Origin of the sequence: Planktothrix sp. PCC 11201 (assembly GCF_900009135.1) — a bacterium.
Taxonomy (GTDB): Bacteria; Cyanobacteriota; Cyanobacteriia; order Cyanobacteriales; family Microcoleaceae; genus Planktothrix.
This window is the reverse complement of sequence record NZ_LT797711.1, coordinates 257,727-271,832: the sequence shown is the minus strand read 5'-3', so window position 1 is coordinate 271,832 and position 14,106 is coordinate 257,727. Positions and strand designations below refer to the sequence as shown.

15 protein-coding genes are annotated in these 14,106 nt (G+C 41.3%); 9 read left to right on the top strand and 6 right to left on the bottom strand.

Going from position 1 to position 14,106, the window contains the following annotated elements:
- Positions 1-24 precede the first annotated feature (24 nt).
- A complete protein-coding gene (locus tag PL11201_RS23515; protein WP_079681280.1) occupies positions 25-879 on the bottom strand; it encodes a universal stress protein in 855 nt (284 codons plus the stop codon).
- 115 nt (positions 880-994) lie between these two features.
- Here PL11201_RS23515 and PL11201_RS23510 point away from each other — a divergent pair, with 115 nt between their 5' ends.
- The 4 genes from PL11201_RS23510 to PL11201_RS23495 all read left to right on the top strand — a co-directional run bounded on the left by PL11201_RS23510 (position 995) and on the right by PL11201_RS23495 (position 5,143).
- Positions 995-1,504 carry an acyl-CoA thioesterase gene (locus PL11201_RS23510; RefSeq protein ID WP_079681279.1) on the top strand — a complete coding sequence of 170 codons (510 nt, stop codon included), beginning with the start codon at positions 995-997 and terminating at the stop codon, positions 1,502-1,504.
- A gap of 156 nt (positions 1,505-1,660) precedes the next feature.
- Positions 1,661-2,800, top strand: coding sequence for an ATP-binding protein (locus tag PL11201_RS23505; protein ID WP_079681278.1), 1,140 nt, complete (start codon positions 1,661-1,663; stop codon positions 2,798-2,800).
- A gap of 57 nt (positions 2,801-2,857) precedes the next feature.
- On the top strand, positions 2,858-4,576 hold the full coding sequence (gene mutL, locus PL11201_RS23500; protein ID WP_079681277.1) for a DNA mismatch repair endonuclease MutL: 1,719 nt from the start codon (positions 2,858-2,860) through the stop codon (positions 4,574-4,576).
- Between the two features lie 156 nt (positions 4,577-4,732).
- Positions 4,733-5,143, top strand: coding sequence for a hypothetical protein (locus PL11201_RS23495; protein ID WP_079681276.1), 411 nt, complete (start codon positions 4,733-4,735; stop codon positions 5,141-5,143).
- Between the two features lie 229 nt (positions 5,144-5,372).
- Here the strand turns inward: PL11201_RS23495 and PL11201_RS23490 are convergent, their stop codons facing one another.
- From PL11201_RS23490 to PL11201_RS23480, 3 genes are all read right to left on the bottom strand, one after another.
- Entirely contained in the window at positions 5,373-6,071 is a 699-nt protein-coding gene (locus PL11201_RS23490) for a CADD family putative folate metabolism protein (RefSeq protein WP_079681275.1), read from the bottom strand.
- Between the two features lie 248 nt (positions 6,072-6,319).
- Entirely contained in the window at positions 6,320-7,345 is a 1,026-nt protein-coding gene (locus PL11201_RS23485; RefSeq protein ID WP_079681274.1) for a bifunctional heptose 7-phosphate kinase/heptose 1-phosphate adenyltransferase, read from the bottom strand.
- Positions 7,346-7,409: 64 nt separating this feature from the next.
- A complete protein-coding gene (locus PL11201_RS23480; protein ID WP_079681273.1) occupies positions 7,410-7,979 on the bottom strand; it encodes a response regulator in 570 nt (189 codons plus the stop codon).
- Positions 7,980-8,120: 141 nt separating this feature from the next.
- On the opposite strand from PL11201_RS23480, the gene lipA reads away from it, so the two are divergent.
- Together lipA and psaX are read left to right on the top strand one after the other, a co-directional pair.
- A complete protein-coding gene (lipA, locus tag PL11201_RS23475) occupies positions 8,121-9,080 on the top strand; it encodes a lipoyl synthase (protein WP_079681272.1) in 960 nt (319 codons plus the stop codon).
- A gap of 27 nt (positions 9,081-9,107) precedes the next feature.
- The gene (psaX, locus tag PL11201_RS23470; RefSeq protein WP_079681271.1) at positions 9,108-9,224 is read left to right on the top strand and encodes a photosystem I protein PsaX; all 117 of its coding nucleotides are present in this window, start codon (positions 9,108-9,110) and stop codon (positions 9,222-9,224) included.
- Between the two features lie 135 nt (positions 9,225-9,359).
- Here the strand turns inward: psaX and PL11201_RS23465 are convergent, their stop codons facing one another.
- Positions 9,360-9,689, bottom strand: a complete 330-nt coding sequence (locus PL11201_RS23465) for a hypothetical protein (RefSeq protein WP_144017875.1) — start codon at positions 9,687-9,689, stop codon at positions 9,360-9,362.
- Between the two features lie 85 nt (positions 9,690-9,774).
- On the opposite strand from PL11201_RS23465, the gene PL11201_RS23460 reads away from it, so the two are divergent.
- On the top strand, positions 9,775-10,410 hold the full coding sequence (locus PL11201_RS23460; protein WP_079681269.1) for a DJ-1/PfpI family protein: 636 nt from the start codon (positions 9,775-9,777) through the stop codon (positions 10,408-10,410).
- 54 nt (positions 10,411-10,464) lie between these two features.
- Positions 10,465-11,352 carry an ATP adenylyltransferase family protein gene (locus PL11201_RS23455; RefSeq protein ID WP_200816869.1) on the top strand — a complete coding sequence of 296 codons (888 nt, stop codon included), beginning with the start codon at positions 10,465-10,467 and terminating at the stop codon, positions 11,350-11,352.
- A 29-nt stretch (positions 11,353-11,381) separates the two neighbouring features.
- Here the strand turns inward: PL11201_RS23455 and ald are convergent, their stop codons facing one another.
- Complete coding sequence (gene ald, locus PL11201_RS23450; protein WP_079681267.1) at positions 11,382-12,467, bottom strand: alanine dehydrogenase; 1,086 nt, start codon at positions 12,465-12,467, stop codon at positions 11,382-11,384.
- Between the two features lie 218 nt (positions 12,468-12,685).
- Between ald and murA the strand changes: the two genes are divergently transcribed.
- A complete protein-coding gene (murA, locus tag PL11201_RS23445) occupies positions 12,686-14,032 on the top strand; it encodes a UDP-N-acetylglucosamine 1-carboxyvinyltransferase (RefSeq protein ID WP_079681266.1) in 1,347 nt (448 codons plus the stop codon).
- Positions 14,033-14,106: the final 74 nt, after the last annotated feature.

Here is a 14,106-nt window from a genome sequence, read left to right as displayed (position 1 = left end):
TTATGTTTGTTAATTAAGAGTGGATTATTTTGTCGTTGTCCGTGTTAACAAAACAGGACAATTAGCATAAACTCGCACATAATCTGAGAGGGAACTCCCCAACAATCGGTCTAAGTCAATAAAACTCTTAGCCATGTTGGGGCGACGGTCTGGGGAACCTAACATTAATAAATCAGCCCCGACTTCTTCAGCAATACTACACAGTTCTGGGCCTGGTTTACCAATCCCACTCACGCAACGATAGCCGATTCCCAGACGTTTTACTGCTTCAATTGCCGGGGCTAAAACAGGATCTTTTTCAGCATTATTACTGAAATCTTCGCTCGATTTCCCTGATATATCCTTATTAATGTGGACTAAAATCAGTTGAGAACTAGCTAAATCTTTAGCAAAGGAAATTGCCAACTGTAAACACTGTTTGGAGGCTTCGGAATTATCCACGGCCACCATAATTTTACGCAGTTTTTTGACATAGGTATCGTCCTTGACTAATAGCATGGGACGAGTAGTTAATTGAAATACATACTGACTGACGGAGTTTTCCAGAATTGCTTGGATGCGTCCTAAACCCCTAGAACCCATAATAATTAAATCCACATCTTCCTCATCAGCCACTTGACAAACGATATCTTTAGGATCACCTTGTTTAAGTAGAGGATTAATTTGCTTGGAGTCGAGTTTAATCGAGGTAACAGCTTCGGCCAGAATCTTTCCAGCTTCGGTTAACTTTTCCGACATCGTATCCGAGCTAATTTCAGGGGAAACAACGTGTAGAAGCGTGATCGATGCTTGTTGGAAAGAGGGGATATCCAAGAGCATATTCAGCATTTCTTCGCATAATCCCCGACCTGCAACAGCAACTAGAATTTTTTTTATCATGGGTTTTCCTTGTGATTAAAATAGGTGATTTATCAGTGGTCAGATGGTTTCCAAGACGGATTAAACAGTCTTCATACCTAGAATAATCCCCCTGGTTGACAGATAATTTATAGAAATGTTGCGTTCTGAATATATTTGTAAAGTGTTTGAAACAAATCCTTTCCCCCAGCCCCCGTCCTCAACGGATGTCCCCTGGTCAACCCCTTGGTTTGACTATGTTGTGCGGGTTTCTCCCCATCACACCGACTATGGTGGTATTGTTTGGCATGGAACCTATCTATCTTGGATGGAAGAAGCCAGGGTAGAACGGTTACGTTTGGCAGGATTGGAATATCATGCCTTAGTAGAAATGGGCTGCGAACTGCCCGTTGTCGAGTTGAATATTCGCTACCATAAACCCGTTAAAATGGGAATGCAGGTGGTGGTTAAAAGTCGAATTCTACCGACTAAAGGAATGCGAATTCCCTGGGAATACCGGATTGAATCCCTAGATGGCCAATCCCATTATCTCAGTGCCCAAGTTACCTTAGTTCCCATCGATGGACAAACGGGGAAAATTATGCGTCGTTTACCCCCGGTATTACAAGCATCTTTGGCTCAACTACTGGGAACATCTACGCTATAATTGATAATAGTATCGAGTCCAAATATTCTAGTTGCTAAAAGCCATTTCTCCCCTAGAATCCCTCTGTTTTCAGATGCCCAACTCTTTCTATTCCCATAATATTAATGTCACAAAAGTAGATCTCCCTAATCTTTGATCACAACCCGGTTTATAAAAATGGATATATCCTCCCACCGATTTCTTAGCTATTTTGATCTTCCCGAAGCTCAACAACTCTGTGAACTGGCAATCGTCGAACAGTTTGCCGACCAACATATTATTTTTGAAGAAGGAGAAGCTCCTAATTTTTTATATCTAGTGTTAGAAGGTCGGGTGGAGTTTAAAAAAGAAGCTCCATTGAGCCAATATCAAACCATTGCTGTTGCCAAAGCTAATGACTTTTTTGGAGAATTTGGGGTCTTAGATGGACAGCCCCGCAGCGCCAGGGCAATAACGGCCGGACAGGTAAAATTAGCTAAAATTTCTCAACCGGATTTGATGCAAATTTTAAGCAATGCTAAGGGTAAAGTGATTCTGAATTTATTCACTTATATTATTAGTCATTTGCGCGTTACTACCAATCAATATGTCCATCAATTAGTCCATAAAGAAAAAATGGAATTAGTCGGGGAAATGGTGAATACCATTTTGCATGATTTTAGAAGTCCGTTTACCGGAATTCAGTTATCGAGTTCCATGCTCAAGGAGATGCACCCCGATGAAGAAACTCAAGAATGGTGTGATTTGATTTCTATGCAAATTCAACGGATGTTAGGCATGGCAGAGGAGGTATTAGAATTCACGAAAGGCAGTGCCCTACTCTACAGAAAATCGATTTCCGTGGCAAAAATGCTACAAAATTTTGAAAAAATAAATCGGGTTTATTTTCAATCTACCCAGGTTAATTTTTCTGTGCAAGCCGATGAAAATTGTCGGATTTATGTTGATGAAAATAAACTGACTCGAGTTTTTCAAAATTTAGTGGGAAATGCGGTAGAAGCCTTTGAAAAACCAGGAGGAGCTATTTCAATCACGGCTAAATTAACCGGAGAGTGGACAGAAATTGCTATTGCTGATAATGGCCCTGGAATTCCCGATATGATTCGTGAACATTTATTTGATGCCTTTGTTACCCATGGAAAACGCAGTGGTACGGGGTTAGGAACGGCGATCGCTAAATCTATTATTGATGCCCATGGCGGTCAAATTCAGTTTAAATCCGTTCCCAATGAAGGAACTACTTTTTATATTAAACTTCCCCAAACTCAACTCAAAGAAATGCACGCTGAAGTTGCCGAAGAAGTCAAATTAAACTAAAATTATATTTCACCCTATTACCTATTAGTTATAGCAAGATTGCCTATTGCCTTTGAAATGTTAAATTCAACCTGTTTACCCTTGAATTATATTCGGACTCTCCCCAAAGATGTTGTTGATTTAATTGCAGCCAGTGAAGTTATTGACTCCTTAGTGGCGGTGGTTCGGGAATTAGTGGAAAATGCCTTAGATGCCGAGGCAAATCGGATTATAATTTCAGTCTGGCCGGAGTCTTGGCGGGTACAAGTGGTAGATAATGGTTGGGGTATGGATTTAACTAATTTAAAACAAGCCGCCACCGCCCATAGTACCAGCAAAATTAACACAATTACGGATTTATTTAAAATTAATAGTTTAGGATTTCGGGGGGAAGCCTTACACAGTTTAGCTCAATTATCGGATTTAGAAATTATTAGTCGGCCCCGTTCTCCTTCCCTTTCTCATTCCGGTTGGCGTGTTAGTTATAATCATCAAGGAGAAGTTGTTCAAACCGAAACTATTGCTGTCGCCCAGGGAACAGTGATTACGGTTTCTAATTTATTTGAAAATTGGCAAAATCGACGTGAATCTTTACCGACTTCGGCTCAACAATTGCGCGGTATTCAGTTAATAATTCAGCAAATTGCTTTATGTCATCCCCAGGTAACTTGGCAACTGCGTCAAGGCAATAATCCTTGGTTTCAAATTAGTCCGGGGGTGAATGCTCAACAGGTTTTACCTCAGATTATTAAAAATGTTCAATTCAGTGATTTATTTTATTTGAAAATTCCGCCAGATTATGATAATTTTAACTTAAAAGACATTGAATTAATATTAGGATTACCCGATCGCTGTCATCGTCGCCGACCCGATTGGGTGAAGGTAGCTATTAATGGCCGCATAGTGCGATCGCCGGAATTAGAACAAACCCTATTAACCGCCCTAGAACGAACCTGTCCCCGCGATCGCTATCCCATTTGTTTTGTGCATTTGCACCTGTTACCCGAACAAGTAGACTGGAATAGAAACCCTGATAAAAGTGAAGTTTATCTCCAAAATTTGAACCAATGGCAAGAACTGATTAGTCAAGGAATTGAACAGGCTTTAAGGTTGAATTTCGAGAGAATTTCCCCTCCCCAAAATCGAATTGAGAAGTTATTAAAAGTATCGGAAGAAAAGGGAAGTTATAATATAAATTCTGCAATTCACCCAGAATCTGAAACGTCTCCAACTCAGTCTAAAACCGAATTAGGAATATTAGAAATAAAAGCGATCGCTCAAGTTCTGAATACCTATATTATTGCCGAACATTCTAGCGGATTATGGTTAATTGAACAACATATTGCCCACGAACGGATTTTATATGAACAAATCTGTGATCAATGGCGATTAATTCCCCTAGAACCCGGGATTATTTTACAATCCTTATCAACAGCACAATTAGAACAAATGCACCGTTTAGGATTAGAAGTTGATCCCTTTGGAGATGGGGTTTGGGTAGTTAGAAACGCACCGGAATTATTAATCCAACGCAGTGATTGTCCAGAAGCCTTATTAGAATTAAGTTTAGGAGGAGATTTACAAGCCGCACAGGTCGCCACCGCCTGTCGGAGTGCGATCAAAAATGGCACACCACTGAGTTTAACCCAAATGCAAACTATATTAGATCAATGGATTAAAACCCGCAATCCTCGCACCTGTCCCCATGGTCGTCCAATTGTTTTACAACTAGAAGAATCGGCCCTATCCCGTTTTTTCCGTCGGAATTGGGTGATTGGAAAGAGTCATGGAATTTAGGAGATTTTTGCTGTATATTGTGATCCGATCAAATGTTGAGAAAATCTAAAATTTTCATCGGAGACAAGCCGGAAAAATTATTAGTTTGTGTTGTGATCTCAAAAATATAGATTAGAATAATTGACAAACTCATTCTGATTTAATTCCATAAAATCTATGAAAATCAAACTTCTAACGACGGTTGCTTTGGTCGGAATATTAGGTTTCGCTACTCCCGTTATATTCTCCCCTAGTCCCATTTCTGCCCAGGTTTATACCGGATTTCGGGTAAAAACCGATCAAAAGGTTACAGTTCGACTCATCAATGAAGCAGGAAAACCGATTCAGTATGGTTTAAGCCAAAATTCGTCTAAAATTTTAGCCAGTGGACAATCAACCGTTCTAGCATTTTCGCAGATTAAAACGGGGGCAGTCAACATTTTAATTTATACCATAGATGGGACTCCTCTGGGATTTAAAGGCAATTTTGATGCAGAAAAAAATGAACTAACCGTCAATATTTCCTCTGGAGGGGCAGGTCATAAGAGTATTAGTATTGGTTCCAATGGAATCGTTGAACTGATTTAATTTCTTCTGATTGAATTCATATAGAGGTGTTATTTTTAACGCCTCTATAAAATACTAATATTAAATTCTAAATCAGTTGTGATATTTATATTTATCTCTACCCCACCCAACCATTCCCTTACTCATGGGAGGGTTGGGTGGGGCTCTATTCTAGCTCCCATTTATTAATGGTAGGGAACAAGAGGGGTAATATTTTTAGGAAAAATCAAACGAAATTCAGCCTAAAATTCTAGTTCTGACAATATTCTTCATAAACACCGTCTAAGAGCAAATTAAACGCATCAACGGCTTTTTGTGTCGCGTCTAATGCTGCTTGTTGTTGTTCGGCGGTTTGACACAGTTGTAACAAGGCTTTGCGAGTCATTTGACTATGAATTTCATCGGCTTTTTCATGAACTTTAAAGAAGGATAAAGCCGATTCTTCATCAATCCCATAAAATTCTTCTAATCCGGCAATTTTAGTGGTGGAAACTTCAGGAAATTGGGATTCATAAGCGTACAGTGCGGCTAACCCTTTTTCTGCTTCTTCACTACGCGATAATTTTTTCAGAATTTGAACAGATTCTTGGGTTTTATTTAACGGTTGGCGCTCAAGAACAGCACTCCGTTCTACTCCTAAACCTTCGGCAAACCGTAACCATAATTCGGGATGATGGGCTGAACCCCGTTCTTCTTCAATCAGGTTTTCTAACAACATTTTGCGAATATTGATATCATCACAAGCTGCATGGGTGGCACTAACATAAGTGGGGAAGTTATGAACGTGCAAATAATATTCTTGGGCATACTCCTGTAACATGGTTAATGTCAGTTTCCCTTCCGTCCACATTTGATAGAAGGGATGCTTGAGTAGGTGATTGCTTTCAATAATTTCGTTAAGTTTAGCCAGAAATGCTGTTTCAGTTAAAGGTTGATCTTGGGTTAACATCCGCTTTCCTATAAATATCGGTTCCCCAGAATTTTATCTTAAAATCAATATTTGTCAAGTAATCAGTTGTAGGGGCGGGTTCATCGAGATTTAGGTGATTAACAAAGATCTAACAGAACCCGCCCTTACCCGAAATCAGTCATCATTTGTAGGGGCGGGTTCATCGAGATTTAAGTGATTAACAAAGATCTAACAGAACCCGTCCTTACCAGTTAACAGTTAATTACCTATTCGTAATTCGTAATTTCCTATTCTGGGTTTAAAAGCGATCGCAACGCCTCTTTCATTTCTTCAATTGTTGTTGTTGCGGTTCCAAATTGACGCACGACTAAACTAGCAGCTAAATTCCCTAAAACCGCCGCTTCCCACAACGATGAACCCGTACATAAACCCAAGGTTAAAGCCGCTACCACCGTATCCCCAGCCCCGGTCACATCAAAAACATCCGTGCGATTAAAAGGTGGGATTTGAAATTGTTGATTTCCCTCAAATAAACTCATTCCTTCCTCCCCCCGGGTAATTAACATGGAACTCGCTTGAGTTAATCTTAATAAATCCTGTCCCGCCTGTTGTAAAGTTGGCTGATTTTTAATCGAATATCCCACGGCTTTTTCTGCTTCAGGCAGGTTAGGAGTAAATAAACTTGCACCCGCAAATCTGTGTAAATCCTTTTGAGTATCAACAATCGTTAAAGGAGCTTTTAATGCGGCTTCAATTACCGCTTGAGTTAAGACACCATCCCCATAATCTGAACAAACCACCGCATCTACAGTATCAATATTTTCACGAATATATTCAGCTAATTTTAACTGTAATTCCAGATCGGGTAATTCGTCAGATTTGCGATCCACCCTAACAATTTGTTGGGTAACAGATTGCCGCGCATGACCCGAAATCCGAGTTTTTGTTACCGTGGGACGGTTAGGATCAATAAAAATTCCCCCAATATCAATTCCCGCCTGTTCAAAAATTCCACAAAGAGCAATTCCTTGATCATCCTTTCCCACCAGTCCAGCAACCTTAACCGATGCTCCTAATTTCGCCAAATTGTAAACCGCATTTGCACCCCCCCCAGGAATTTGATGGGTATGTTCATGACGTAAAATTAATACCGGAGCTTCACGGGATAAACGTTCTACTTGACCCGTCAAAAATTCATCTAAAGTTAAATCCCCTACCACCAAAACCCGAGCCTGGGAAAATAGATTCATTCGTTTTAATAATGAATCCATGGCGGCGTTTAATTGTGTCAAAAATGAAGCATCCAGTATCATAATTTCTGTTCAATTTCCAATCAATAGTTAACAGTCAACCCTCAACAGTTAACTGTCAACTTCCCTATTGTAATTTCTTCTGAATAAATGTTTTCAGTTGCAACACTTGTTTTTTCAGAGCCGTTATTTCTGCCTGCATTTTATCCATTTGAGCCTTAATTGCTGCAATATCCGTTGCATCTCCACCCGGAGCAGCTTGAGGAGCAGGTGCAGGGGTAGGTGCAGGAGTTCCAGGGGTGGATAGGGGTGGCCGGGGGAGATTAGCTTTTTGGAAAGCCAATTTAATCGCAGAAATCAGTTGATTCTTCTCAAAGGGCTTTTCAATAAATTCAAAATATTGAAAGGGTTCAGAAATTTTTTCCGTGACTTCTTCCTTCCGTCCCGACATCAGGACAAGGGGAATCCGCCGCAAGGTTTCATCCGCTTGAATTCGCTGAAATACATCCCAGCCACTTAACTTAGGCAGGAGGAAATCCAGCATAATTAAATTGGGGTGTTCTTTTTGCACGAATTCGAGACCTTCTTTGCCATCTTTGGCTTCTAATACCTCAAAGTTACCAGGGGGTAACATTTCTCGCACTCGAACTCTAATGACTTTACTATCATCAATAACCAGTATTTTCCGACCTGTCACAACGAACTCCCATAATGATAATGATGCGTTAACTATTATTATATTGGGTTAAAGTCACCCAATGATTAAAAATACCTGCATCTTTAGAATACATAACTAGATTAATCTGAGAAGAAGCCAAAATAGCAACGGAACTTGAATATGTCGTCTGTCGCTGATTCAGCCCCAGCACCATCCTATCGTGATCGGGATCAAAATGTGATTCAACCAATACCTGATTGGTTACGTCGTCCCATCGGTAAAGCCAGTGAATTATCCTCCGTACAACGGATTATCAAACAGCGTCAAATTCATACTATTTGTGAAGAAGGTCGTTGTCCCAACCGGGGGGAATGTTATGCCCAGAAAACCGCAACTTTTTTATTAATGGGGCCGACTTGTACCCGCTCCTGTGGCTTTTGTCAGGTGGATAAGGGCCATGCACCGATGCCCCTTGATCCCGAAGAACCTCAAAAAGTAGCCGAAGCCGTACAAATTTTAGGGTTAGGCTATGTGGTTTTAACTTCCGTGGCCCGGGATGATTTAGCCGATGGGGGGGCGGGCTGGTTTGTGGCGACGATGGACAGAATTCGAGAACTTAACCCCGAAACCCAGATCGAAGTCCTAACGGCGGATTTTTGGGGCGGGCAAGGGGGCGGTAATCCCCAAGAACTCCAATATCAACGGATTGCCACCGTAGTTCAAGCAGAACCCGCCTGTTATAACCATAATGTCGAAACAGTCCAAAGGCTACAAGCACCCGTGAGAAGGGGGGCTAAGTATGGGAGATCGTTAGATGTATTAAGAATTGTGAAACAACTTAATCCCGGCATTCCTACAAAATCCGGCCTCATGTTGGGACACGGAGAAACCGAAGCCGAAATTATTCAAACCCTAGAAGATTTACGCGAAGCCGGATGCGACCGAATTACCCTGGGTCAATATATGCGTCCGTCCCTGGAACATCTGCCCGTGCGGAAATATTGGACACCGGAGGAATTTGAGCGTTTGGGAGCGATCGCGACCAAAATCGGGTTTGCTCATGTCCGCTCTGGGCCATTAGTTCGGAGTTCCTATCATGCTGGAGAGTCCGATCCCGATTCAGTTGCTTCTGTGGTTTAATTGGATCATTGTATTTAGGAACCAAATATGGCTAGCAAAACTCAAAAATCCAGCGGCTCTTATACCTTTCGTGCATTTTGGGCAATTCTTCTGTTAGGAATTAACTTTTTAGTTGCCGCTTACTATTTCGGCATCATTGTATAGTTTAAACATCATCAATTTTTAAACACTGTGCTGCTTCTGATCAATCTTCTAAGATGAGGAGAACATCTTTAACTCCTCAGATCATGGCAGCACCTATTTTTTGGGCCTGATTAGATGACTAATTTTAACCCTAAATTATTGAGTTTCTAATTGTGCTTTTAACTCCGCCATTTGTTTCTGAAGTTCTTGGACATCTTGTTTGGTTTCAATCGCTAATGTTGCTAACCGATCAAACATGGGATCGCCGGACATCAAAGGATTTTTGAGTTCGGGAGCAGGATTTGTGGGATCGGGTTTAACCTGGATTACTGTTGTACCTGACGTTTGATATTGCAGACTATTAATCTGTCCAATGAGTTGAGATACCTGTGCTTCTAATCGACTCATCCGATATTCAAGCTGAGTGGTAGAGCCTTGTGCTAAAGTTAAATGATTCCAACCCAGTACAATTGCTAGAGTGATCAAAATAACCAGAACAATATTTTGGAGCCTCAGACACTTTTTTAACATATTTTAATCTTTTATCCCTTTTTTTTAGGATTACTGACCCATGACTCAAACAAATGTTGCTATTTTAATTTTTAATGGGGTTCAACTGCTGGATTTTATTGGCCCTTTTGAGGTATTTTCTATTACATCAGAAATTAATGAGGATAAACCTTTTAATGTGTTCCTAGTGGCGGAAACTTTAAATGCGGTTCAATGCCATTATGGTTTAAGTTTTAATCCCGATTGTACCCTATTAGATAGTCCTCCCCCTGATATTATTATTATTCCCGGGGGGATTGGGACTAGAGAGGCTCTGAATCAACTGCAAATTCTAGCCTGGATTCAATCTAAAGGCTATCATGCTGAATTAATTTTATCAGTTTGTACGGGGTCTTTACTCTTAGCAAAAGTGGGTTTATTAGATGGTTTAGTGGCAACAACTCATCATCTGGCTTTAGATCAATTACAGGCGATGGCACCCCAAACCACGGTTGTTGATAATCAACGATTTGTTGATAATGGAAAAATTATTACGGCGGCGGGAATTTCGGCGGGAATTGATATGTCTCTTTATGTTGTAGCCAAACTTTTAGGGGATAGTAAGGCTTTAAAAACGGCCAAATATATGGAATATGACTGGAAACCTAAAACTAAAGTTACCCTCATTCCTAAACCCTTAAATCCTCTGAATTTTTAAAACTATTAAATCATAGCTATTGTTCAAATGATCAGTACAACACCTGCAAACTTGATGTTACCGTCGGGTACATTATGGCAACGAATAATTACTCAAACCGAATATGCGATCAATTGTGGTGCATTGGCATCAATTCCCACGGATTATAATTTTATAGAGGCGGGAAATATTCGCTTTTTGGTGAGAGTTCTGTCTAACTTAGCAAAAAAACAGAAAGCCAAGAAAAAACAGCAAAAAAAATTAGCTAAATCCGGTCAAGAATTTAATCCGTTTCTGCCCTATGAACAGGATTTATTTGTTGGCGATTTATCAGAAACTCATTTATGTTTACTGAATAAATTTAATGTTGTTGATCATCATTTATTAATCGTTACCCGACAATTTGAAGAACAGGAAACCTGGCTTACTTCATCGGATTTTGAGGCGATGTGGCTGGGTTTAGCAGAAATTGACGGTTTAGTTTTTTATAATGGGGGAAAATTAGCCGGGGCGAGTCAGCGGCATAAACATTTACAATTAGTTCCCTTTCCATTAGTTCCAGAGGGGATTAATCTTCCGATTGAACCTGCGATCGCTTCTGTACAGTTTAATAATTCTATTGGTATAATTCCTGAATTTCCTTTTGTTCATGCGATCGCTTCCTTTAATTCTGACTGGATTAATCAACCGACCGCCGCCGCAATTTTTACTTTAGAATTATATTTTGAGTTATTAGAAAAAGTGGGCTTATCCGTTGGAGATCAGCCCTTTCAATCCGGGGCTTATAATTTATTAGCGACTCGAAATTGGATGATGATTGTTCCTCGATCTCAAGAAAAATTTGAGGGAATTTCGATTAATTCTTTAGGATTTGCCGGGGCGTTATTAGTTAAAAATTCAGAACAACTTCAAAACCTGAAATCCTATCATCCCTTAACGGTTTTAAAACAAGTCGGGTTGTAGGGGCGAGGTCTCCTCGCCCAGAATAGGAATTAAACTAAATCAGGAAAAACTTCCCGCACAGCCGGATGGACTAAATGATGATTTTCCACATTTAATCCCTTGGCTAAAACCGGATTTAATTCTAAGGCCTTGAGTCCTTTATCAGCTAACTGAATAACGTAGGGTAAGGTACTATTATTTAGGGCTTGGGTTGCTGTCCAAGGTACGGCTCCGGGCATATTAGGAACCCCATAATGAACAACACCCTCTTGAATATAGGTGGGATAGGTGTGGGAGGTCGGACGTAGGGTTTCAATACATCCCCCTTGATCCACCGCTACATCCACAATCACAGAACCGGGGCGCATTTGGGCAACTAAATTACGAGAAACTAATTTAGGAGCGCGTTTTCCGAGGATTAAAACCGCACCAATTAATAAGTCAGCTTCAGGAACGCTTTCTTCAATTTGAGAGGGATGACTATAGAGTAATTCCACACTCGAACCAAACACCGTTTCTAAATAAGCTAACCGATCCAAATTCACATCTAAAATTTGAACCTGTGCCCCCATTCCGATGGCAATTCTCGCCGCTTCAGTCCCGACTACACCCCCGCCTAAAATCACGACTTTTCCGGCTTTTACCCCGGGAATTCCGGCTAAAAGAACTCCTCTACCTCCCTGTTGTCGTTCTAAATAACGGGAGCCAAACTGAATAGATAAACGTCCGGCGATGATACTCATGGGAGTTAATAACGGTAATCGGCCATCGGGAAGTTCTACGGTTTCATAAGCAATTCCATGGACACCACTTTTAATTAATTCCTCGGTGAGTTCCCGATCAGCAGCTAGATGTAGGTAAGTAAACAACAGTTGATTTTTTTGAATTAACCCATATTCGGCGGGTAAAGGTTCTTTGACCTTAACTACAAGTTCCCGACCCCAGGCATCGATCGCAGAATTAACGATTGTGGCTCCGGCTCGTGTATAATCGCGATCGCTGAACCCTGAACCCTCCCCGGCACTTGTTTCTACAAAAACTTGATGGCCTTTTTCCGTGCAAACCCTGACACTATCAGGATTCAAGCCCACCCTAAATTCCTGATCCTTGATTTCTTTGGGAATACCGATTTCCATAAATTCTGATTTCTCGTAAGTGTTGATTAGATTTTTACACTGGATTTAAAGATCGATAAGACTTTTGGTATACCAAGAATGATATTCCTATAAAACCCTCCCCATGCCTGATTGCGGGTTTATCAGGGACATAAAATTTGTCTAACCCCTAGACATTTAGAATCTTTTCGGTAGAATCAGAACAAAAAATCTAAGTAAAGTAAACGTACAATTCATTTTTGGAGGATAGACCCATTACACTAGCTATACGTTCATCGAATGTTTCAACTGCGTCCCACGCTAACCAGTCCAGCCTCAAAATTTGGGGACGTCAACCCCTGCGAGGTCATGTTCCGATTAGCGGAGCTAAGAATTCTGCTTTAGTCCTAATGGCGGGTGCATTACTCTGTTCCGAAGATTGTCGGCTACGGAATGTTCCCTCTTTAGCCGATGTGAATAGCATGAGTGAGATCCTCATGACTCTGGGTGTCCAAATTGACCGCCAGGGTGACATCATCGATATTAAGGCGGGTGAGTTATCAGAATCACAAGCTCCCTATGAACTGGTGAGCCAACTACGGGCGAGTTTCTTTGCCATTGGGCCAATATTGGCTCGTTTAGGGGTAGCCAGGGTTCCCTTGCCTGGGGGATGTGCCATTGGAGCTAGACCTGTAGATCTTCATGTTCGTGGACTTCAAGCCCTGGGTGCGGAAGTACACATCGAGCATGGCATTGTTCATGCCCATGTGGTCGGGGCTAACCGTCGGCTCAAGGGCGCTCGCATCTATTTGGACTATCCCAGTGTTGGGGCGACGGAAACTTTGATGATGGCCGCCACCCTAGCGGATGGGGAAACCATCATTGAAAATGCGGCTCAAGAACCGGAAGTCATCGATTTAGCGAATTTCTGCCGGGCGATGGGAGCTAGAATTCATGGGGCTGGCAGTAAAACTATTATCATTTCTGGGGTTCCGAGTCTACATTCTGCGGATTATTCGATTATTCCTGACCGAATAGAAGCCGGAACTTTTTTAATAGCTGGGGCGATTACAGGTTCTGAAATCAACCTATCCCCCATTATTCCAGGACATTTAACTCCTGTACTGGCTAAACTTAAAGCCATGGGTGTCAAAATCCGCATGGAAGGGCTAAACCATTTAAGTATTCTGGCTGGAGAACAGCTAAAGGCGACGGATATTGAGACCCTACCCTATCCAGGCTTCCCCACGGATATGCAAGCCCCTTTTATGGCTCTGTTAACGCTGTGTCAGGGCAATAGTTTGATCAGTGAAACGGTATTTGAAAATCGTTTTGGTCATGTTCCTGAACTCAGTCGCATGGGTGCTGATATTCGGGTCAAAGGGAATACGGTTTTAGTCCGCGGTGTTCCTTTGCTTTCGGGTGCTCCGGTGACAGCGACGGATTTACGCGCTTCTGCTGCCTTAGTTCTAGCAGCCTTAGCCGCCGAAGGAGAAACGACGATTCAAGGATTAAAACATTTGGATCGGGGTTATGAACAATTGGAAGCTAAACTCCGACAATTGGGTGCTAAACTTGAGCGTTTTGATCCTACACCTACGGAGTAATCAGTTATCAGTAAACAGTTATCAGTGTAAGAGTTAATATTTCTGGTAACTGATAATTGTTTACTGGTACGGGC

Bases quoted from the DNA above. Each gene is read 5' to 3' on its own strand.
- lipA (WP_079681272.1), top strand. From the start codon at position 8,121: ATGTCGTCTGTCGCTGATTCAGCCCCAGCACCATCCTATCGTGATCGG.
- PL11201_RS23495 (WP_079681276.1), top strand. From the start codon at position 4,733: ATGAAAATCAAACTTCTAACGACGGTTGCTTTGGTCGGAATATTAGGT.
- psaX (WP_079681271.1), top strand. From the start codon at position 9,108: ATGGCTAGCAAAACTCAAAAATCCAGCGGCTCTTATACCTTTCGTGCA.
- PL11201_RS23490 (WP_079681275.1), bottom strand. From the start codon at position 6,071: ATGTTAACCCAAGATCAACCTTTAACTGAAACAGCATTTCTGGCTAAA.
- PL11201_RS23460 (WP_079681269.1), top strand. From the start codon at position 9,775: ATGACTCAAACAAATGTTGCTATTTTAATTTTTAATGGGGTTCAACTG.
- mutL (WP_079681277.1), top strand. From the start codon at position 2,858: ATGTTAAATTCAACCTGTTTACCCTTGAATTATATTCGGACTCTCCCC.
- PL11201_RS23510 (WP_079681279.1), top strand. From the start codon at position 995: ATGTTGCGTTCTGAATATATTTGTAAAGTGTTTGAAACAAATCCTTTC.
- PL11201_RS23485 (WP_079681274.1), bottom strand. From the start codon at position 7,345: ATGATACTGGATGCTTCATTTTTGACACAATTAAACGCCGCCATGGAT.
- PL11201_RS23515 (WP_079681280.1), bottom strand. From the start codon at position 879: ATGATAAAAAAAATTCTAGTTGCTGTTGCAGGTCGGGGATTATGCGAA.
- PL11201_RS23505 (WP_079681278.1), top strand. From the start codon at position 1,661: ATGGATATATCCTCCCACCGATTTCTTAGCTATTTTGATCTTCCCGAA.
- ald (WP_079681267.1), bottom strand. From the start codon at position 12,467: ATGGAAATCGGTATTCCCAAAGAAATCAAGGATCAGGAATTTAGGGTG.
- PL11201_RS23455 (WP_200816869.1), top strand. From the start codon at position 10,465: ATGTTACCGTCGGGTACATTATGGCAACGAATAATTACTCAAACCGAA.